A 22,894-nucleotide genomic window follows, 5' to 3' on the forward strand; every position below is an offset into this window, starting at 1 on the left:
TAACTTCCATAGCTCAAACAACCCGTATAAAATTCCAAGCACAGGAAATCCAACCTCATAATCAATCATGGTTTATTTTCGCAGAGATTTTACGCCTGGCGGTACTCATTGCTTGCTGTCCCTAATGTTTCTGAACACCGTTCAATTTTTTGCTGCATATAACGCTCCTTATTATTCTGAATAACTGGGGATAATAATGAGAGTGGGTTATGCCAGAGTATCGAAGAATGAACAAAATTTAGATTTGCAATTGGATGTAGAATAATGCGTTTCGTGAAAAACGTTTAAGGCTCATAACATGCATATGGCTCCAATAAAAAACCAAATGAGTTCTATGTGAACAGCAAGGAACTGTCATGTGGTGCAGTCAAAAATCTCTGTTCTTGTTTCACTTTCCATGTCATTGTATCAAGCTTTCAATCATAACAGGGAGTGATGATGTCTTTTATTAAATCAGTATTTTGCTTATTTCTTTGTCTTCTATTCTGGATACCCGTTCATGCAGAGGATACAGCAACAAAACCAACGGCACGTATTACACTAGCTTCACCAGATTGGTTATATATTATTGAAAAAGCGAATAAAGCAGTGATACATATAGATCAGCAAATGAAAAGCTTGCTCAATTCAGCCGCCTCTGTTTTAGCCATGGGTACTTACGACCCTCACATTAATGCTCGCTTTCAAGCAAAAAAATTTAGTCTGGTCAACTATTTAAAGCCATTGAAGCTGCATGTATTGGGGTATAATGATGTCACGATTGATCTCTATGATAATAGTGATCACGCTCATTTACATATTTATTTACCCAATCTTAAAGACAGTGCGGAGAAGCTGCTCTCAAGTGATATTTCAAACCCGGAAAAGGCTACTGAGACACTGGGCTATTTAACGGAACTCTTAAACGAAATCAAAGAAAGATTGCCTTCAAATATCACGAGTGAATCGTTACACCGGTTTTTGGTAGATGGCGAGAGAAACGCGGATACAAACGATGCTCAAATCCAACTGTTCCGCCAGGAAGACAGAGATGCCTTGCTGCAATCATTAGTGGAGCTGGAAGGGGAAATGTCTCGTCAATTGACAAAATTAATCGAGATTACAAAACTTGCAACACAACCCGATCGCTCAAATGAAGAAAAGGAACAATTAGTCCAGGCTTTTTCAGACAATGCTGAAATTTTCTGGCAAATGCGAATCACGGGTTTTGCGTTAAAAACAGAAATTCCAATATTTCACGATACCCAACTGACAATCAAGGATAAAACCTATTTTTTTCCTCAAATTGATTTAGCTACACTAAAGTTGGAATCAGACGATTTATTAAGTATTGAGTCTACGATTATGGCCTTCGATCACTCGGTAAGAGCTTATTACTGGGCGCTTTCCTGGATGATTAACAATAAGGCGCGCTTGGATGAAATTCAAACGTCCCGAGACGATGTGCTCGCAGCATTGAGCTCATTCAAAGGCACTGCTGAGCAGAAAAAGAACTTATTAAAAAAAATAAGCATGATAAATTAATAAGAACAACTGGATAATAATCAATAGAGCCAGATTTAAACTCTACTCGCAGCTGGGATAAAATTGACATTATTCACGTTGCAGGCTCTTAAACTTCTTTTCCATTCCCGCTTCATATCGTATGTAGCGGGCTACAACACAAATGGGAGACTCTAAATGTGTAAGAAACAATAGAAGAATTATTTGAACATTAATTATTTTAGGCTGAGTTTATGAATTATGAAATAGTATCCATTAAAGAGCACCATATAAATGGATTTTGGTCCGCTGTAGATAGTGTTGCCCGTGAGCATAAGTATCTAGCCTTCCTAGAGGGACCACCTATGGAAACTACTCGAGATTTTGTTCTGGATCATATTAATAATGATTGGCCTCAACTTGTTGCCCTTAATCCCCCATTGCATTTGCTCTGTATTGATAAGTTAAAGGCTAGAACTAACCCCTTGGTGCTTTGTTACTGTCGCTGACCATCAGCCAAGAAAATATATTTAACTTACATTACTTGCTCAGTTTGAATTTATTGACAGTTATGAATTGTAATTCAATATACTCAATTTCATTTATAGGAAAATAGGATGGAGTTCAAGGAGCGTTTGGAGTGTGAATAAATGTGGAATGTAAAATGAAAACCTGGGATACGGCCCTTGGGGCCTTCTCCCAAGATACGTTTGCTGAGTTTATCTGAAAAGTAATGTGAGTAACAAACGTAACAATCAATGGAGAAACAAAAGAATTATAGGTGAAAACTCTTGATCGCAGTGATTTGCCAAATAAGTTACACTCGCGTTTTTCAGGTCTTTTTTAAAAATGGAGTTTCCTATGAATAAAATATTTAATATAAAAGTGCCCAGCCGAATAAACGCGCCTGAAACAACCATCCATATTCAAATAGTCTATGAAAATGAAGAGGCTCTTAAAACGAAACCCTATGTATTCATGATTCCAGGTGGCCCAGGAGCCAATCATTCCAATTATAAGGATTACGAGTGCATTCAAGAAGAAGCCAATGTCATCTTCTATGATCCACGTGGGTGTGGTCTGAGTGCCAAGGGAGAACCAACTACCTATACGCTCGATAATAATATAGATGACATTCACTATATTATTGGTGAATTAAAACTTGAACAGGTTATTATGCTGGGCAAATCTTGTGGCGCGATGACAGCTCTTGGATTTACTGTACGTTATCCGAAACAAGTGAGCTCTTTAATTTTGGCAGCAGGAGCACCAAGTTATTCATTCCTGGAAACAGCAAAGGCAAATGTTTTAGCTAAAGGAACGGAAGAACAAATAAAAGTATGTGAAACACTTTGGAGTGGTTCATTTACAAATCAGGAGGAAACAGATCATTATTTTGAAGTAATGAAACCTTTTTATTCCTGGAAAATACGACACAATGAACCAGTGAGTCGCCCCGCACCAATTTATCCTTATTCGTTTGATGCGCTTAATGAAGGATTTCGGTCTAATATTTGGGAGTTTAATTATTTAGATAAACTATCTGATATCACTTGTACCACTCTTGTTTTAGTAGGGGAAGAAGATTGGATTACATCACCTATTAATTCAATACAAATGGCTAATGCTATTCCAAATAGTAGCCTCAAAATTTTTGAACAATCAGATCATTCAATGGAGTCAGATGTTCCAGAGAAATTTTTTGGAGCAATTCGAAACTTTATCAAGAACAATGAATTAGTGCATGATTTTAGCCTTCAGCATCAGTACTTGGAGTCAAGTGAAGAAGATGAAGAGGAGAGCTGCTTTAGATTCACTTTTTAGTATCATTGACCTGTAAGAATCCCGTTTTCTAGACTTCGTCCCGACGTTTAGCTTCGGGATTAACCTGTTTTTGGTATAAGAAACACATCTGAACCGTTCGGAGTGAGGCGGCATTTATGCCGCATCTAAATTTCTACCTAAAGCCTCTCTACAAGAATACCCACCTCGATGATCGCAGCTGATTATCCATTGATTTGATGGTTTTTCTTGCTTAAAGTAGGCATTTGAAATGCTCGTATTCACAGGATGATACTTTATGCACAAAAAAATACCAGTTATCATAGGATGTGTGTTGATGATTACATTAGGGAGCCCCATTTTTGCGGCTAACACACCAAACATTCCAAAACTGTTTTTTGAGTACGGAACATTATTTGATGTTGGCGTATGCAGCAATACCGAGAACAAACCAATAACCGTTGCAATGATCGACGAATTGGATGCTTTCCTGCCCAGAATTCAAAAGAGATGGGAGCAGGACGGTGAACCCTTGTTAAATGCTACTACTCAATTATTTAATATCCCTTTTTCCCGTAAGGAATTGTCTGTTAACTTTATTCTGTGTGATACCCTTTTTACAGGAATGAGCTACCCGCTTCTGATTAAAATTCGTAATTTTTTAAAGTCTTCAAATGATAACCCATTACCAGGCAATTATTTAACTATGGTGATCTATCATGAGTTATTGCACCGCTATATACACAAGGATATTCCAAGCCTTTCAGAAGAAACAGGATTATTGAAGAAATACGAATCTGAAAGTAATACTGTGAAAGCACACTTGCATTTGTTGGCTATACAAAAATATGTATACCGAGCTTTGAATCGCAATAATGAGTTTGAAGAAAACATTAAAATTATGTTGGATAACACGTGGAGTCCAGCATATCAACGTGCCTGGGATATTGTTAACGAAGAGGGGTATATGGCTTTTGTTAATGAAATACTGGCTTTGATCAATCAACAAACATAGATGATTTTTTTGTTAAGTAGGGGTAAAAAAATAGTTAATGATTGAGAGATACATATCCTTTATAATCCGGTTGCTAAGATAAAGCTCAATAACAAAGGATGTTAAAATGAAAAAATTAATTGCATTCTGTATGTTCATTATGGTTAATGCACAAGCCGCGCAACTTGCTAATTATGATCAAATTGTGGAGGCGGTACACAATGGTTTCGGTATTCGCTATGTGGTTGACTGGGATCTGTGTACTACTTCTTTACCCGAAGTTCCCCCTGAGTTTTCTTCCAGTTACACGCCTGATAATGTGATTATCAGTAAAAAAGGCATGCTGGCCTCTCGAGGAATGACCTATACTCACGAAATTCGTCAAGCACCATGGCTGGGACCAGTAAATCAGGCTTACGTCTACATGTTGGATAACAATAATGTGCTCAGGGTAATCAATCGCTTCCTTGACCCTGTCACTAACATTGAAAAAATGAAAGCTGTTGAGGCAACTTGCGTCTTGGGCGAAGGCGTTAAGGTTTTTTCCATAGCGTGATGAATCTGCGAGTTACTTGAGTGTTTTGACAATTCATTAATATATTCCTAACGTTCCGCGATTTGTTCCTGTATGGTCCTTACTTTTTATACGCCATCCTCGCGAAAGCGGGAGTTCAATTTCGTGGAACAGGAATTGGTCGACATCTCATGGAATGCGTATTGTCTCAATATCCAGCAGACACTGAGTTTTATATTTTAACTCGTGTATTTAATTCAGAAACTAAAGGCCTTTATGAAAAAAGATTAGGCTTTAAGCCGATTCAAGCTGAGGAAATTATAGCGCTTGGTTATGATGATCGATACTGCGGGTTTAAGCACAGGACTTCATTTATGGAAATTGATGCCATAAAAGGCAGGCAACTACCTACTGAAACTGATGAACCTGTATTTGCAGAATCAAGTGATTGTTTTGTATGGTGGTAATTCCATGGAAGCCACAGGCTTAGTTCTTTAACAATATGGTCTTTGTAAACCTGTAATGCCACCAGATAGTTAAATGGGTTAGTACCTGCAAGTTCACAGGTATAAATGATGCTGGTTAGCACACCACCGAACAGCTGTATCATTTAATTTTAATGATCTGTGTGTATAATAATGTGCCTAATGATGAGATTAAGTTTTTCGGGGCTTTTTAAAATTGGAGTCGTAAGATGAATTCTAGTGATATTATGGCACTGATACGGGGTGATTTTGGACGTCGTGCCCCAATAGAAGGCAGAGTATACTACCTAAACGATGATGACAATGCAGGTACTATTAGATTACAGGGCAAAGATTATTCATTGGATGATTGTAATGCTGTGAATTCTATGTCAGAAGATATACGACCGACATTTTGGTCTGTCTGTTCTGATAAGGCGAAGGATTCATATATATATATAGCTTATGCGGAATCTCAACTTGTCAAAGCGAGAATTAAATTGACTGGGATTCCCAAAGACAGGCACGTTTCTATACTTAATAATGCATCTAATTTGGTTAGTCTCAAAGAATCGTTAAAAGAATTAAAAATATACCGTAGAGCCTGGTTTAAAACACTATTTAATCCAGAAGATAGTACTTTCGATTTATTACTAAACAATATAGAAAATATAATACTATTAATGAAAGGTTTTGTTGATTTAGGTATAAAAAATCCGATAGATACTTTTAAAAAAATTAAATTAACTTATCTAAATGTAATACTTCCAAATCCTTATAATGTAATACCGATTTTAAGAGCATTGAAACATGAGTTTAGATACGGTAATTATCTGGAAATTTTTCTTTTAATGGATATTGAAAAATTAAAATTGTTAGTAAATGACGACATTACTTCAATTCAAATAATGAGAGGATTTTTGGGGTTAGGAGTGAGCGACCCCTGGATGAAATTTTTATCATTAAATGATGCAGAAAGAGCATGCCTGGTTAATAACCCTCAATCTTTTTTAATTATGAAAAGCTTAAAAAATTTGAGGTATGCCGATCCTTTTTCTGTTTTTATGAGATTAGATACACAGGTACGTAAAAAATTAACAGGACCTCATCACGATGCGAAATTTGAGTTATTAGAGCTGTTTCAACGTTTTTCAAATTCAGATCCATTAGAGACATTTTTTAGTTTAAATGCAGATGTTGCTGATTTATTAGTAGATAGGATTTATGCTGCATCACAGATTATAGAAGCGCTTTATGCATCGGGGGAAAAGTCTCCTCTGACCTTTATGCTGGAATTAGGTAAAGATGCTATTGTTACGATGCTTGGTTCTTATTCTGAATATGTTAGCCGCATCATGCGGGGGGATAACATTAAAGAAAATGATTTTGCGCTTGAAGAAGATCTCTTTACTCCACCGAAAGTTCCGATTCAAGCTGAGGAAATTATAGCGCTTGGTTATGATGATCGATACTGCGGGTTTAAGCACAGGACTTCATTTATGGAAATTGATGCTATAAAAGACAGGCAACTACCTACTGAAACTGATGAACCTGTATTTGCAGAATCAAGTTTTATGCCTTGAGGTATTTCTTCATATTCAAAGTTATTTTTGGCTCGTTGGATAGAATGAACTTGGTTTGAGAAACAGGTTATACCTGCTTTTACAAAAAACATCAAAATTACCCTCATTTTTTCCAGAGAGCCTTATAAAATAAACTCCAAAATGTTTTATAAAAATATCTCATTTTCAATACATCAACAAAATTGCGGCTATAATTTAGTAAATACCCTTTCTTGAGGATTTGAATCATGGTACATCAAACGCGCGAGGGTTTAATTAATCAGGCAAAGAGTGGCTCTAAATCAATCGCTTTGATTTATTCACCAATAGAGCTTCATGAATATATTGTTGAAATTATCGATAAAAAATCAGATGTATTTATTCATAAAGGAAAAGAGTTATGGCGTTTCAACTCAATTGACGAGGCGATGTCTCAAGCAGCAGAATATGGAGCAGAGGAGTTTTTTCTGTGTGCTGATAATACCTACGATGAATGTGGGTCTGAAAGTGCCTCCCAATCTTTTGACTATATACCTCTTTATTCAAAAGCTAAGCACACTAAAAATAATTAATAACAGAAAGCACCCGAGTAGGTATTTTTTCACACTATTTTGGGGGGATTTCATTTTATATTATCCAGGCGAAGAAAGTCATTAGATTGGGAATTGGACTATCTACTCGATTTATAAATGGAAAATCAGCCTCTCCAAATGGGATTTATTTAGATAACAATGAGAGAGTAATGAAATTTTTAGATCAATTACTTAGTACATTAACTACTGAAGAAATAGCTGAAACTAATTTTAGGTAATTATACTGATTGAGTCAGAATCTCCTCTTTAAAGAACGATATCAGCCTGTCTAAATTTTTTTAATACTAAGTGCACGCGGTATTAAATTTCACATTTATGTTGTAATCACGTGCAATGCTCGTCACAATTTTAGTTGGAGAGCATCCTGACAATAAGGGTTATTTCAGAAGAAGAGCAACTGGCTACTTTAAAAACTTATAATCAAGGAAAAAAAAACAGGGGCTCAAATTCCGTTGCCCCTACGTAATGCCAGGACTGGATGGCCGCTTTTACAGGCAACCCCTCTCTAGACCATGATTATAAAAACCTTACTAAACCTATAATTATTTTTCACTACTAAATGATTCTAATATCCCATAGCTGCGTAAACCAGGGTTTAATTTACTAAAGCTGTCTGGGTAAGGTAATGGCATTCTAACAGGAACCTCTTTTAGTTTAGGCTCTAAAGTTTGTTCGCCTAATACAATCCTCGACTTCATTATTTCGAAACTAAACCCATCTTTATAATCCAAAACACCCATTAAAGGCCATGCATCAGCAGATGCATAACGAATAAATAGCATTTTCCTAGGGTGGTTGCTAATGTTTTTTGGAGAATAATGTAATATACGATAATGATGTACCGTTATATCGCCTACTTTACCCAGTAAGGGTATTGCTTCATGAGTGGGTAAATAGTCTTGTGTTAAATCGATTGCACCAGAAAATACACCAAGCCTATCGTGTCGATAGGTAGGACCTTTATGGCTTTCAGGGATTACATGTATTGGGGAATTACTCTCATTGCAATCATCTAATAATATACCAATAGTTAGTACATTATCATTCGTATAAGGCTGATATGCCCAATCTTGATGCCATAATATTTCAGAGCCGCATTTTGCCGATTTAAAATTAATTTTAATCCCTTCAAGACGAATATTCTGTCCTAATAATTGTGATAAATTAGCTAATAGCTCAGAATTCTGCCCAACATCGCGATATAATGAATCAATTAGTTCTGGTGTTTGAATGCGACGCAATACTTTTAAATTGTTTTTATCATGACTATTTTCAAAATCATATAAATGATTAAATCGCTCTATGGTATTCTCATCTTTGGCAATACGATCAGTTGTACTCACTAAATTATTAACAATATCCGGTGATAGGATATCTGATAAAATAATGTATCCATTTTTATTATAAAAGTTAATCGATTCGTTATTCATAGTAAACTCCGTATCTATATAAAAATTTCTTTGTGTGAAAACAGGCGTTCTGAAAATATTCCTAAATCATTACATTTTTTAATAAACTTTGTGGATTCTATTAATTGAATGGAATCTTCATTATAATTAATGTTAAGGATATAGCTTAGCCATGGCTCTAATGCCATTGCATATACAAACACTTGCTTGGGTTTAAATATCTCAATTATTTTCAAGGCACGATCGCAATTGGAGCCATTTAATCTTCGTTTTTGATCATGCTTTCGCGCCAGTTTATTGGGGAATAAAGTTCCATAGACCCAGGAAACAGGAGCCCCTTCACACTCCATACCAATAAAAATGAGGTCGATAGTACCAGTAGATTGATAAATTATATTGTATAAATCTGAGCTGAGATTATTCGAGTCTGCCGCAAACAGCATTTTTTTGTTAAACAAGGTGATTAGATGCGCTTTTTTTGTCTGGATATTCAGATCGCCATGTTCCCCAAGGAATGGAATGCCGGTTATCGAGCCATCAGGAATATCTATTGATTCCATATCATCAATTTCAATAACCTTTGTGAAACCTAACTCTTCGAAAAATATTTTAAGGGAAGGATCCTGAAGAAAACCACCGCCAGATTTTGGAACAATGACCTGTTTTGTTTTATATCTGAGTTGTAATACATGCTCAATCAGGACATGATCTTGATGTGCATGAGTAAAAACAAGGTAATCAATTGTTTCAGGTAAATCAGCATAACAAAAACGGTCAAGTTCAGACGGAGTTTCATAACTAATAATAGGATCAATTAAGATAGAACAGTGCTTTGTCATAACCAAGACACAAGCATGACCAAAATATTTTATTTTTATTGTCGAATCATGAGTCAATAAATCAATTTTCTTTTCAGATTGTTGTGTCGTAAAAAAAGATTTAAATAATTCATAATGTTCAGCATTGGGTATGTGTGAATGTAAAGCCAATAAGTCGGTTTCAGTAATTCCCACTGTTTTGCTTTGGTAGAGTTTATCATAAAAGCTATCATTGAATGGTAAAGAAACCTCCAGTTTATCAGTAGATTCTTGATAGGGCGTGCTTAATAAGAATGGGCGATTCTCATTGGTCATTTCTGATAAAACAACAGATTGTAAGTTTCTGGTTGAATATTTACTGCTATAGAGCATACGCTCGAAAAAGCGAAATGATTTTTGATTCTGTAAATCATAGACTAATTCGACATAGCCTCTAAGTTGTTCTGGTATTTGAGAGTATAAATCTTCTAAAGGTGCACCGTTTTCATATTTATTTAATAAATCAAACAGCTCTGTTATGGATTGGGCCAAGTTTATTAACTCGGAACATTTATCTTCTGTCTTTGCTAATAATTGAGCAATAAATTCCGTATCGCGAACAGGTAAATCAATGAATTGACCACCTTTTAATTCTGGATGCAATAGAGCCTGCTCATGCATTTCAGGATGATTAATGTAAGATTTCATGATAGCCAAGTGTGCATACACGATAAGCATTGCTGCAGTTTGTGGTGCAACTAAAAAAGACCAGGCATACCACTGATTAACCAGTGGTTGTGAAATAACATTAGGTTTTAAATAATACAGATCTTGCATAACGTATATTCCTAACTCATTGTTTCATAAGGTTGACTAGGGATTGCCCTAACATGTTCATTAATAATTTTTGCTAAATTATCAACGTAGCGCTCACTAAAAATAGAAAAGTGATCCCCATTGATTATTTGAATTCTGGGTATTAATTGAGTATGAGATAACCAATGATAACAGTCTTGAGAATTGGTATTATTGGCTGTATGTTCCGACATAATTAAATTCACATGAGATATTGTTCCATGAGGTTGATATACCAGCAGACTTTCCAAGAGGACTAAATAATCAAGTAATAAAGATTGCTTCGATGTGTCTAGGGGGTGCTCCGTTATAAGTTCAAGAAAATAAGAGGCCACACCTGTGCTTAACAAGCGATTTTCATCGATTTTGATACCATAATAACTAAAGTAAGCCTTGTCGCGATTAACAATTAAAGGTTGATCAATAGCATAAAAACGAATGTTACGATTCCCTCGTTGCTCTATATATTTAACAATCTCAAAACCTAAAGTACCACCATAAGACCATCCCATAATGATGCAGGGATTAAGATTTATTGTCGCAAGGATTTGCTGAGCATAATGCATTGCTAAAACTTCAAGAGAAATGTTTTTTAAGCCATCTATTAAAAACTGAGGGCATTTTAGGCCATAAACTGTATAATTATTATCTAATCTTTGCAACAGAGGTTCATACCAATGCAGGTTCCCATTGATAGGATGGATAAGAAAAATGGGTACTAAACCGGCCTTTTTTAATAAATGCACATTATTACAAGGTAATTGTACGGGTTGTGATAGCAAGGTGTTCTCAACACTAAGCTTTACAATCTCATTAAGTAACGAGTCAATTAGTTCAGTTGCTACACTTTGCTCATCATAAATCATCTTAACGATGAGTTGATTATTTTTTTGATAGCCGACTATTTCTAAAGGAAATTGCAATTGACTAATATCACTATCGAACTCTTGATTAAAATGAATAATATCAGCGGTTAATTCTGCAAATTTAAGCTGCTCTTCTAAGCGGCCAAGAAAATTAAATAAGATATTAGGTTCTTTATCGTCCTGTAAACTGGAGTTTTTATTTGGATGATCGTATTTAAGTATGCCATATCCAAGTCCACTATTAGCCACAGAACCTAATGTTTCTTTAATTTGGTTTGCCTGATTGATGAAACTGTGTTGTTCATTTACCTCGAACGTCATGGGATATAGACAAGTAAACCAACCTATAGATTCTGATAGATCTGCATCGATTTGCTCCACTCTCCTGCCATGGCTTTCAAGCATTAGTTTAACCTGTTTCAGGTTGAAGACTTTACCCAATGACATTACAACCAAAGCCAAAACGGTTTCCTGTTTGATGTTGGCGCATTCAATAATGCGTGACTTCACACGAATTAGTGGCTCTGCTGGATTTAATGATTTAAAAGGTACATTTGCATGATTCGTTTGATTTTCCCAAAATGCAATTTCATTTTGCACGTGTTCAATTAAATTGGAGTTTTTTAATAGACTAGACCAGGCTGTATAATTAATTGAACCAGAAACATTTTTATTCGAATTTTTGTTACTATAAAAAAAGAATAATTTTCGCCATAATATATTCCAGGAGACTACATCCATTACTAAATGATGTGCACTTATATAAATATAAAATTTATTCGTATCTCGTTGAAAAAACATTTTGGCAACAAAATTGGTTCCTTCCTGGTAATTAATAGTTTCTTTTAATCTATAACAACTATCCTGTAGCTCTGTAAAATTAGCGCACTGTTCAAACGAGATATGATTGTTTAAATAAACATCAATTGAAATAGATGACGGTTGCATGCTCCATATGTCATTATTTTTCTTAAAACGCATTGTTAAAATGGGGTATTCATTTAACAAGTTTCTAAAGGCTTTTGTTAGGTCATTAACATTTAAAGAGTTTTGAAAACACAAAAGCATCGATTGTTTGACTGCCTGGTGATCCTTAAAAGGTTGATTAAAAAACCAGGTTTGTATAGGTGTTAAAGGATAGGTTTCAGAAATAATATTAATAGCAGGATTAGCTGTAACAGTTGTAGATAGTAACTCTTTAACAGTTGTGTGTGTAAATACTTTTTTTAATTCCAAATGAATGCCTTTTTCTTTTGCATAAGCAATCATCTGCATTGCTAATATAGAATCTCCACCATTGTCAAAAAAATCATCATCAATAGTTAATGAGTCATTCATTAATAATTCTTTCCAAATACACAGTAAGAGAGTTGACGTATCATTTTCAGTAGTAACTGGGGGCAAAGTTTTTGCAGAAGGTATGTGATAGTTTTCAGCTATTTTTTTAAGAGATGCATAATCTGTTTTGCCATGAGAAGTTATAGGAATGTATTCAATATTGATAATCAGGTCAGGAAGCATGTACGCTGGTAATTTTAAAGCAAGGTCTGATTTCACTTTTTTTTCACAAAGTGTTTTGTCTTGATTAACAATAAATAAAATAATTGATGGGGTCTGAGTAACCGGATGAGCCGCAACTAGTATGGCGGACTCCAAATCCTTATAGTGCATTGTTAATGCTGCTTGTATTTCCATTAATTCAATGCGATATCCTCGTATTTTAACTTGATCATCATTCCGATGCATAAAAATAAGATCGTTATTATGATCCTGTTTTCCCATATCACCCGTACGATATACTCTTTCTAAATGAGGTATGGCTATATAAGTAAATGAGCTGTCTTCCACATCGTTGTGATATCCCTTTGCAAGGGCTGATCCAGCAATGAACAGTTCTCCAACTTGACCTTGTTCGACTGGTTCATAATGTTCATTGAGTAAATAACAGGCACTGTTGTTTACTACTTTACCGATAGGTATATAGGCATTATTCAATGTTGAGGATGTTCGTATTGGCGGTAGACGATATAAAGTACAGCAAATTGTTGCTTCTGTCGGGCCATAGCCATTTACAATAATAGTATTAGGTAGCTTTTCTTGTATGGCGTAAGCTAAATCTAATGATATTTTCTCTACTCCAATTAATAAGCGTTGCAAATGAATCGGATTGGATATCTTATTCAGGTATTTTAGAAATAAGGGTAATAAAAAGGGAGGAATATAGGCTGTGTTTATCTGTTGTGAGTTAAGGTATTCAAAATAATTATCTGGGACGAGACGAATCTCATCAGTTAATACATGCAGAGTGCCTCCATTAGTTAAGGGGTAGCATATTTCATAAATGGATACGTCAAAGGTACACTGTGTCCAAACTGTTCCTGAAACAATATTCTTAACTGGAGCAAGTTCATTTATTGTTTCAAAAAGATTTAATACACTATGATGATAGCAAGCAACCGCTTTTGGGATACCTGTTGATCCAGAGGTATGGATTATATAAGCCACATCAGATCGGGCTGAATTAGTTATCTGTTGTTCAGCAATTACCAGATCGTTATTGAGGATTCTTTCTTCAATCTCTTCAAGAAATTTTGTATTTATTTCTTTATTTATCAGTAGCTTGGGCGTTAGCTGTTCAATGATGTTTAATTTACGATCTTCAGGCTGTTCTGAATCGATGGGTGCATAAATGGCCCCGATCTGCATGCAGGCATAAAACCACGAAATCTGATCGATTGAGTTTGGCAAAAGTACCGCGACAGTATCTTCTGCACAAACGCCTTTTTCAATTAAGATACAGGCTAGTCTTTTTATTCGCTGATGAAAAATACTATAGGTATAAGCTGTTGCTGTTGACGTTATGGCAATCCGCTCAGGATAAAGTTGCACCATTTCGACAAATGAATCATAGAGATTATCCGACTTGCTCTGAGGGCGATTCAATTGTAAATAGTGCTCCAGGGAAGTGTCTTGTCCTTCAAATTGCTCAATTAATTCAATAAATATTCCCGCATAATTACGAATCATTGCTGAATTAAATCGTGCAGTCGCGTATTCGAACTGAACTGAAATAGAGCCTTTCATAAAAATCAAGGCCATAGAAAGATCGTATTTAGCGGAAGGCAGTGCAAATGACATCGCGCTGGATTTCAACGTCTCTGTTTTAAATTGTAATTCATCGAGGTTATAGGAATACATCCAGGTTTGAAACAGTGGCTGCTCAGATGGTTTATGATTGAGATTTATTGATTCAATAATTTTTTCAAATGGGAGTGTATGTTCTTCTGCTTCCAAAAAAGTATTTTGTAAATTATTAATGAACGCAAACAAGCTCATTTCTGAATCAATATGCGATCGGATGGGCGTAGTATTTGCAAAATAACCGACTATATGTTCTGTTCCTTTAATTTTACGATTAGCAATGGGTGTTCCAGTCACCATGGTTTTATTTTTAGTTAATTTAAAAAGTAATAATTGATAAAAACTAAAAAGAACTATAATTCTTGTTGTGTTATTTACTGCAGCTATTTTATCTATTATCTCGATCTGGCTAGTATGGAGGGTAAATTTAAAGTGTTCTCCGGAATGGGGTTTTGATAGGTCGTTTTTAACCACACAGGGTAAATTATTAGAAAGAGGGATATCGGATAACTGGTTTTGCCAATATAATTTTGCATTTTTTCCATAATTAGAGTGGTCTATTTGTTCCATGAATGCGCTGTAATTAAAATAGTTATAGGTCAAGTGAGGCAATTGACAGTCACTATTGCAATAGAGTAGGGCAATTTCATTTAAAGCAATCGAAAGACTCCAGCCATCAGCAATAGCATGATGAAAAGTGAGTAATAAAATATGTTCCTGAGGTTTTTTAGTAATCAGGCAACTTCGGAATAAGGGTTCCTTATCATATTTAAATGCTTTGTTTGATTCATTTAAGATCAATAAATCTATTTCCTCTTTAGTATTATTCGAATTGCTTAAATCAATAATGCTAAAATTATCCGAATACTCACCTGGTGTATGATGAGGTTTGCCATTTAATGTAGTAATTACTGAATGACATAAAGGGTGCCTTTGGGTAAATAATTTAATTGCTTTTCTTAGTTTTTCTTTATTTAAAGGCCCAATAATATTGAGCGCTAATGGAATATGATATAACCCGTTAACCTGAGTAAACGCCTCAAGAAACAAGAGATTTTGCTGGGCTTTGTTGAGTAAACAGGTTTGATTGGTACTAACTAATTCTTCTTTAATTACACTATGATTGGAAGACTCAATGTATTGAAGCATTTCCTCAAAAGTGTTGGCTGTAAACAGTTCTCGTAATGAGATTTGTAAGTCAAAATTACTTTGAATCGAGACGAGTAATTTTAATAAACTGAGAGAGTCGCCACCTGATTGGAAAAAACCACTGTTCTTATCAAATTTTTGATGCCCTAAAGCGTCTATCCAAAGTGTTGCAAGCTTTGCTTCACTAGTATTCGATTTAGCCATCACTACAGGCATTACCAATTGCTTTTCATATAACTCCATTAAGGCATGCACATTAATTTTTTTATTTTTATTTAAGGGAATTTCATCAACAATAAAAAATCTATCCGGTTGCATGTAAGCAGGTAATTGCTGTTGAAGAGTGGCTTTAATGTGTTCGGTTTCATTAGCTGTTTTTAAATGATTGGTAAGTACTAAAAAAGCAATTAATTGGGTTGGCTCGTTATCCTTTTTCACCAGATGGATGTATGATTGTTTCACCTCAGGTAGCATCATAACTGTTTGATTAATAGCCTCCAGTTCTATTCGGTAGCCCCGATGTTTTACCTGCCCATCCTTACGACCTAAAAATATCAAATCGCCAGATGCTGAGAATTTTACCAAATCCCCTGTCTTATAAAAAATAGTGTGATTTAAGTAGTTAATTTTAATGAATTTTTTATGGGTTAAATCGGGTTGGCCAAAATATCCTTTTGCAATGCTACCCGCAATATGCAATTCGCCTATCCCACCAAAAGGCACTATTTGCTCTTCGTCATTCATGACAAGACAAACGCGATGAGATATTGGTTTACCAATGGGTATTATGGAGGGTCTGGTGGTGCAAGGAAAATAAGAGTAGAAGGTTGAAAAGCTGACTGCTTCAGTCGGGCCATAAACATTAAAAATAGTTTTCTTATCAAGGCCTGCAGTAATCAGAGTATCATAAATATGAGCAGGTATAGACTCTCCACCAACATAAATACAGCGGAGGCTGGAATAAGTCTTATTATTAACGGATAAACTTTGGATAAAATAGGCTGTAGTAATAAATGAAATACTAACCTGCGATTCTTTTAAAAATTCTCCCAGTTTAAATGGGTCATTTAATAAATCCTTCGGAACAATAACCAGAGTTAAGCCATTCAGTAAAGCCCCCCAAAGTTCAAATGTTGCTCCATCAAAGGCAAGATTTGATATTTGAGCTACTTTATCGGTAGCTTCTGGCTTAAAATATTTGTTCTGACAGACTAAATCAACAATATTCTTTCTTGATACAATAACACCTTTCGGAGTACTTGTTGTACCCGATGTAAACATAATATAAGCAGATTCCTCTGCCTGGTACATATCACTAATAAATGTTTGTTCTTCATTTACCTCAAGCTGCTCTATTTCATCATAAGTTACTATGTTACATGGCCAGGTAATAGAAAAAAAAGCATCATGGCTGTCTGAGATTAGCAAAGAGGGCTTGGTCTGTTCCAATTGATTATGCAGATAGTTTGATGGCTGTTTCAGATCTATTGGCATGTAAATACAACGAAGTTTTAATACTGCCAAGGAAGTAATAACGAATAAAAAAGGGTCAACTATACTGATGCCAATGATATCTCCAGGCCGAACTTTCTCCTGAATAAACAGGGCAATTGCATCTGTTTTTTTTTCAACATCACGATATGATAATGTTTTATCTAGAAATTCTATAGCAATTGTTTCAGGCTGTTGCTGAACATGCTTATTGAAGTATTGGATAATATCTGTTGTGTTGTCAGGGAAATCGTTGATATTAATTTCATTGAGTTTCTGCTGCTCAGAAGTATTTAAAAAACTTAATTCATTAATGTTCAGGTGATTGTTATGGTCTACTTGATTAATAATTTCCATGAAATGTTCAATGAAGCGATTAATCAGATCTTTGGAATAAAGCTCAGTATTGTATTCAATGTATCCGGACAAATTACTTTTATTATCTATAAAATTAATTAATAAATCGGCTTTGTTATAACCTGTAAAAATTAAGGAAACAGATGATTTAGTCTCTCCCAAAGTTAAGTCTTCAGTGAGAAAGTTAAATTTTTGATAGGAAAATAAAACGGGTATTTGATTGGTCAATTGTTGCAGACATGGGATTTCACTGATATCCACCAAACTATGCTCAAGACAGGAGGTAAATTGCTTATCCATTGCAATAATATTGCCTTTAATTGTCTGATTAGAGGCTAACTCCTGTTTTACTAATAAGGTATTAGATACATAACCAATCAGTTTATCTAAATAGGACAGTGCTCTATTATGGATAGGTGTTGCTATAACAACGTCATTCGAGTTTGTATACCGTGACAGAAGAATGTTAAAAAAACTGAGTAAGACAATGAATGGGGTCGTATGGCATTCTTTAGCAAATAAGGTCACAAATTGTGACTGTACTGTTGTCAAAGAGAACGTTACACGTTCGCACAGTGGTTTATCTGTAATTAGACCGTTGATATCGCTGGGTAAAGTTGTAGGAATAGCTCCCTCTAGACTAGCACGCCAAAAATCCAGGCTTTGAGAATATTGCTCACTTAATTTATAACTTTCTAGAAAATAAGCATAATCATGATATTGAAAATCTAAAGCGTGTACGGAGCAGGTATTATTATAATGCCCACATAATTCCTCAAAGAAAATGTCTATTGACCATCCGTCATGACAGATATGATGCAGATTAATTAATAGGAACAATTTATCTTCAGATGTTTGATATAAAGAACATCGAATAGGCGCCTCTAACTCTAATGCAAAAGGCTTACTGATTTCAGTATTTATAGCCCGCTCTAATTGTTCTGATGATACAAATTGGGTTGATAGCTTTATTTTTGAAGCATTCTGAGTTGAGTCAGCAGAATAATTAGTGTGGAGTACTGAATGTTTTAAAACGATCGAATTTATGGCGTTTTCAAGTTTTTGTTCATCAATTTTACCATGAATACTTAATAAAAAAGGAACGCTATAAGCACAACTATCCGGATTGATTTGATTAATATAAAACATTCTCCGCTGACCATCGGATAAACAATTTTTTTTTATATTCAGCTGGTCGATAATTTGCTTTTTGTTATCTCTTATTTTTTGTTTGAACTCATCAGGCAGTACATTATTCATAATAGGAATACATTTTATATTATTGCCGGATGTTGAAATAATAAATCCAATCTGATGTATTTCTTGGATTAATTGTTCAATGGAATGATTCATCATGTTATCCGCTTTAAAATTCTTCAATAGCTAAAGTTAGGGTGGTTGCACATTGTGAACCATTAATATGGCGCTCAATGTCATTAATAGTGGCTGCTTGGGCAAAGGTTTTTATGGTTAATTTGCAATTGTAATTCTGGTTTATCAAGCTAACTAAGCGAACTGCTTGTAAGGAGTCGCCTCCGAGATAATAGAAATTGTCATCCCCTTCAATATGCTCTAACTTCAATATGTGTTTAAAGCAGTCTAATAGTGATAATTGTTTATTGGTTATGGGCTCAATAGACGAGAAATTATTTAAATATTCTTGTGATAAAAATTTATAATCAATTTTTCCACTAGAAGTAACTGGAAAGGAGTTGATTGGAATAAAACGTGAGGGGATCATATATTCCGGTAATAATATCAATAACTCCTGGCGAATTTTTTCAGCCTTTAATTCGGAGTGTACTGAACGGTAAAAACATACTATTTGTTTATCCAGGCTATCTCCGTGAATCACCAAGGCAACCTGAGATATTTCAGACAAAGTGAGTAAGGCAGCTTCAATCTCTGTTAGTTCTATCCGATATCCGCGAACTTTAATTTGCCTATCTACCCTTCCCAGATATAATAATTGCTCACCTGGTAATAACTTAACGTAATCGCCTGTTCGGTACATTAATGTATCCGGTTTAAAGGGATTATTGATAAAAACAGAGTTGGTTTTTATATGATCGTGCAGATAACCGGTTGCCAAACATTGACCTGCGATAAATAATTCCCCTGTTTCGCCAGGTTTAATTGAATCCATGTGTTCATTTAAAACATAAAACTGCACATTATCCAGCGCAGATCCTAGATTATTAAACTCGTTTGTTTGATTGAAATAACCGATGCTTGCCCAAACAGTAGTTTCGGTAGGACCATAAGCGTTGAGCACTTCAGTTACTGCTAGCCATTTATCAATTAAAGCTTGATTGGCCACATCTCCGGTAACAATCAGCATTCGTAATGATGGAAGTTTAGTTACGGGCATTAAATTTAAGAATGGTGGCGGCAAGGTAAGTACTGTTACTTGTTGGTTTTTTAATAAATCCAGGAGTCGTTCAGGGTCAGTTCGCTCGTCGTTATCCGCAATGACTAATGTGGCTCCTGAAAATAAAGTCATAAATAATTCAGCCACTGATACATCAAAAGTGGTTTCAAAAAATTGTACTATTTTATCTTGTTCATTGATTGAACATTTGTTCCGTACCGCATTAATTAGATTAAGAACGGAATGCTGGGTGATCATGACGCCTTTGGGAGTACCGGTTGAACCTGAGGTAAAGATCACATAGGCTAAATCGTGTCCGTATGCCATACGATAGGGAGGCGTGGTATCAAGCTCTTCTACTTTCTGATCAATATTAATAATGCTCAAATGAGGGAATTTAGTTGCATAGTTATTATTAGTAAGCACTGTATTAATTTGTGCCGTTTCACAAATATTTTTTAATCTTTGAGCGGAAGTATCTGGTGCTATGGGTAAGTAGGCATGCCCGGTTTTAAGTATGGCAAGAATAGCAATAATGACCTCAATACCTCGAGGCAAACAAATTGCAATGAGTTGCTGTGCTTGTGTATGTTCAATTTTGGACTGGATATGAGCTGCCATTGATTCAATGGCTTTATCAAGCTCCGAATAAGTAAGTGTCTCGTTTTTATAGTTAAGTGCAATCTTGTCTCTATATTGTCTGATTGCTTTATTTAATTCCTTGATAAGATTATTGTCGTCTATTGGTTTTACGGCTGGCTTGAGCTTATTTTTTAGCTCAAGGTCAAAACCATGGCGAGTTAGATGATGACGGACCCATTTATCATCTAATAAATGATTTCTACTCATTAATGAAATAATATTTTTAATAATTGGATTACTTTGATTGAGTTGTTGAACTGATCGAACTGGGTAGGTATCTGCAATAATTAATTCACTGTCCTCTTCAGAAAAATTGAGCTCCTTTAGTAAAAGACGTGCAAACTCTTGTTCACCTTGTTGGGATAAATAATATTCAATAAAAGTGGGCAAAACCTCTGCAATTAATTTTCTATCGTCTTCTGAAATATACTGCCAGGTTATATTTAGGGTATCAGAAAATATCCCCGCATGCCTGCCTTCATCACTTAAATGATCTTTCATCAGCTGGATGAACGAGGGATCTAATTCGGGCTCACTTATAAAAGAAATTAATTCTTTTGTTAACGTATTTTCACTAATACACACTGCGATTACTGAAAATACATCATGAAGATAAGGGGGTAATAATAATTTTGAAACGGCAATTGCTTTCGCAAGCTCCGTATGGCGAGGGGTATAAATGGGAGGTATTTGTAATAATGAACTAACCTGTTGCACATAATCTTTGGCAACATAAGCATGATAAGCTTCATCAATAATAATGGTGAGCATATCTTGCTTTAACTCATGACAATAAAGAAAGGGTAATTTATCTTTTAAAATATTTTCGGCAACTGAATTAACGAGTTCAGTTTCGATATAAGCCACTTCATTCATAAATTTATACATCGATTGTACCAGTATAAAACGAATGGCTTCAAAACCCCGTTCAGTTATCTTGGGGTGAATGACCAGGGCTTGTTTTGAAATAGGGTAATACTGACATGCATGATTTGCTGAAATAACCCTGCGCGGATTATGCCTTACTGTAGCTAACTTTTCCCAATAATCAGCACGGCTTCGATACGCTTTTAAACTCCCATTGGTGCTTAGTATAGTGTTTATCATATGGCATTCGTCAAATGAGCTGATGACTCAGCAATGTTAACCGCTTGGACTAAATTATCCTCTGAATGCAGATGCGCAAAGTGCATTACATCTCTCTGAAGAGAGGCTTCTCGGATTAATCGCGTAATTAAGCCTGTTCGTTGTTTTTGCCACCACTCAATTTGGAGATCGGTAATTGACACAGTATCGTTAGGTTGCAATTGCAGATCGCCAGAAAGTATCATTTTTGTGCAATCACTATGCCCCTGAGCAATCCAATTCTCAAGCCAGCCTAAGTGAGTTTTATAGTAATCATTGGATAATAATAAATAGCCGTACAGATTGGGTAATAATTTAGCTTGGGCACCCATCCAAAATATATGACGCCAGGCCACAAAAGTGGGTATGGATTTTTTTTCTTCATCAGTTAATTCACGTACATGTTCATAACCTCTTAATAAAGCTAATTGCATTCTGGATTTTTGGGCACGAGTATCAGTTCTTAATTCTATCTTCCACATCAAAGTAGCAAGATCATAAGTTCTTGCTCCATAGCCACATAAATCAAAATCAATAAACTCGATCTTGCCGCCAGTACTAATCACAGTATTATTGAAATGTGCATCGCCATGACATAGGCCATATGCAGTTCTGGACAATCGGGGCATTGGTAAAGCAGAAATAGCGCTAGTACATTTTTTCAGCTGCTCAATGGAACCGTTTCTGCTGGTTTGCATTGCTTTAAGTATGGTAGCAAAAGGTTTTTTGATTAAACTACCCTCATTATAAATATGGAGATCATCCCTATAGGTTTGCTCATCGAACGCATCGTGTAATAGTGCAAGCTGTTGCCCTATTAGATAGGATGTTTCTAAAGTGCAAGCAGTCATATTACCTGCCACATAACTTAACAGAACGCCATAGCGTGTTCCTTCTGGCATCTCAATTCCCGTAATCCATTTACCGCTCTCGGTATTGATTGGATAATGAGCCATATCCAATTCTTCTTTTAAATCATTAATAACACCGATTTCGGCCAGAATTGCTTCTTTTGTTTTCCATTGATGCGTATAAATTCGATATATATAATTATTATCAGCAATTGATATTTTATAGGTGTCGTTAACACCACAGCAGAGTAAACATGCTGAACCATCAGCAAATTGTTCTGCAGAGAATATACTGGGATAAACATTAATTAAAACTTCTTTGACATCGTCATCAGATAAAATTGATTTATTAATTCGTTGAGGTTTAAAAAGAGTATCTGCTCGCGCACTCATTTAACGTTAAATCCTTAGAGCTGGTAATCATGATTTTGGCGATTATACATACAGAT

13 protein-coding genes are annotated in these 22,894 nt (G+C 35.3%); 8 read left to right on the forward strand and 5 right to left on the reverse strand.

The features are described from left to right. Positions 1 to 435: 435 nt before the first annotated feature. The 8 genes from Lqua_RS04080 to Lqua_RS04115 all read left to right on the forward strand — a co-directional run bounded on the left by Lqua_RS04080 (position 436) and on the right by Lqua_RS04115 (position 7,370). Complete coding sequence (locus tag Lqua_RS04080; RefSeq protein WP_157076123.1) at positions 436 to 1,524, forward strand: hypothetical protein; 1,089 nt, start codon at positions 436 to 438, stop codon at positions 1,522 to 1,524. A gap of 212 nt (positions 1,525 to 1,736) precedes the next feature. Further along, the gene (locus tag Lqua_RS04085; protein WP_058472997.1) at positions 1,737 to 1,991 is read left to right on the forward strand and encodes a hypothetical protein; all 255 of its coding nucleotides are present in this window, start codon (positions 1,737 to 1,739) and stop codon (positions 1,989 to 1,991) included. 352 nt (positions 1,992 to 2,343) lie between these two features. Next, positions 2,344 to 3,306: an alpha/beta fold hydrolase gene (locus Lqua_RS04090; protein ID WP_058472998.1), complete on the forward strand. Its 963-nt coding sequence runs from the start codon at positions 2,344 to 2,346 to the stop codon at positions 3,304 to 3,306. 256 nt (positions 3,307 to 3,562) lie between these two features. Continuing rightward, positions 3,563 to 4,279: a hypothetical protein gene (locus tag Lqua_RS04095; protein ID WP_058472999.1), complete on the forward strand. Its 717-nt coding sequence runs from the start codon at positions 3,563 to 3,565 to the stop codon at positions 4,277 to 4,279. Positions 4,280 to 4,385: 106 nt separating this feature from the next. After that, positions 4,386 to 4,814 (forward strand): hypothetical protein, encoded by a 429-nt coding sequence (locus Lqua_RS04100; protein WP_058473000.1) that lies wholly within the window; start codon positions 4,386 to 4,388, stop codon positions 4,812 to 4,814. 161 nt (positions 4,815 to 4,975) lie between these two features. Beyond that, positions 4,976 to 5,239 carry a hypothetical protein gene (locus tag Lqua_RS18140; RefSeq protein WP_157076124.1) on the forward strand — a complete coding sequence of 88 codons (264 nt, stop codon included), beginning with the start codon at positions 4,976 to 4,978 and terminating at the stop codon, positions 5,237 to 5,239. Positions 5,240 to 5,466: 227 nt separating this feature from the next. Next, positions 5,467 to 6,819 carry a hypothetical protein gene (locus tag Lqua_RS04110; RefSeq protein ID WP_058473002.1) on the forward strand — a complete coding sequence of 451 codons (1,353 nt, stop codon included), beginning with the start codon at positions 5,467 to 5,469 and terminating at the stop codon, positions 6,817 to 6,819. 227 nt (positions 6,820 to 7,046) lie between these two features. Next, the gene (locus Lqua_RS04115) at positions 7,047 to 7,370 is read left to right on the forward strand and encodes a hypothetical protein (protein ID WP_058473003.1); all 324 of its coding nucleotides are present in this window, start codon (positions 7,047 to 7,049) and stop codon (positions 7,368 to 7,370) included. A 563-nt stretch (positions 7,371 to 7,933) separates the two neighbouring features. Here the strand turns inward: Lqua_RS04115 and Lqua_RS04120 are convergent. Genes Lqua_RS04120 through Lqua_RS04140 form a run of 5 tightly spaced genes read right to left on the reverse strand, consistent with a single transcriptional unit; the run spans position 7,934 to position 22,838 of the window. Further along, complete coding sequence (locus Lqua_RS04120) at positions 7,934 to 8,821, reverse strand: phytanoyl-CoA dioxygenase family protein (RefSeq protein ID WP_058473004.1); 888 nt, start codon at positions 8,819 to 8,821, stop codon at positions 7,934 to 7,936. Positions 8,822 to 8,835: 14 nt separating this feature from the next. Continuing rightward, positions 8,836 to 10,434, reverse strand: coding sequence for an MBL fold metallo-hydrolase (locus Lqua_RS04125; RefSeq protein ID WP_058473005.1), 1,599 nt, complete (start codon positions 10,432 to 10,434; stop codon positions 8,836 to 8,838). Between the two features lie 11 nt (positions 10,435 to 10,445). Further along, positions 10,446 to 18,812, reverse strand: coding sequence for a non-ribosomal peptide synthetase (locus tag Lqua_RS04130; RefSeq protein ID WP_133141100.1), 8,367 nt, complete (start codon positions 18,810 to 18,812; stop codon positions 10,446 to 10,448). Between the two features lie 10 nt (positions 18,813 to 18,822). Then, complete coding sequence (locus Lqua_RS04135; protein WP_058473007.1) at positions 18,823 to 21,576, reverse strand: amino acid adenylation domain-containing protein; 2,754 nt, start codon at positions 21,574 to 21,576, stop codon at positions 18,823 to 18,825. Next, positions 21,573 to 22,838, reverse strand: a complete 1,266-nt coding sequence (locus Lqua_RS04140) for a phosphotransferase enzyme family protein (RefSeq protein ID WP_058473008.1) — start codon at positions 22,836 to 22,838, stop codon at positions 21,573 to 21,575. Before Lqua_RS04140 ends, Lqua_RS04135 begins: the two co-directional genes overlap by 4 nt. Between the last annotated feature and the right edge of the window lie 56 nt (positions 22,839 to 22,894).

Origin of the sequence: Legionella quateirensis (assembly GCF_001467955.1) — a bacterium.
Classification (GTDB): Bacteria; Pseudomonadota; Gammaproteobacteria; order Legionellales; family Legionellaceae; genus Legionella; species Legionella quateirensis.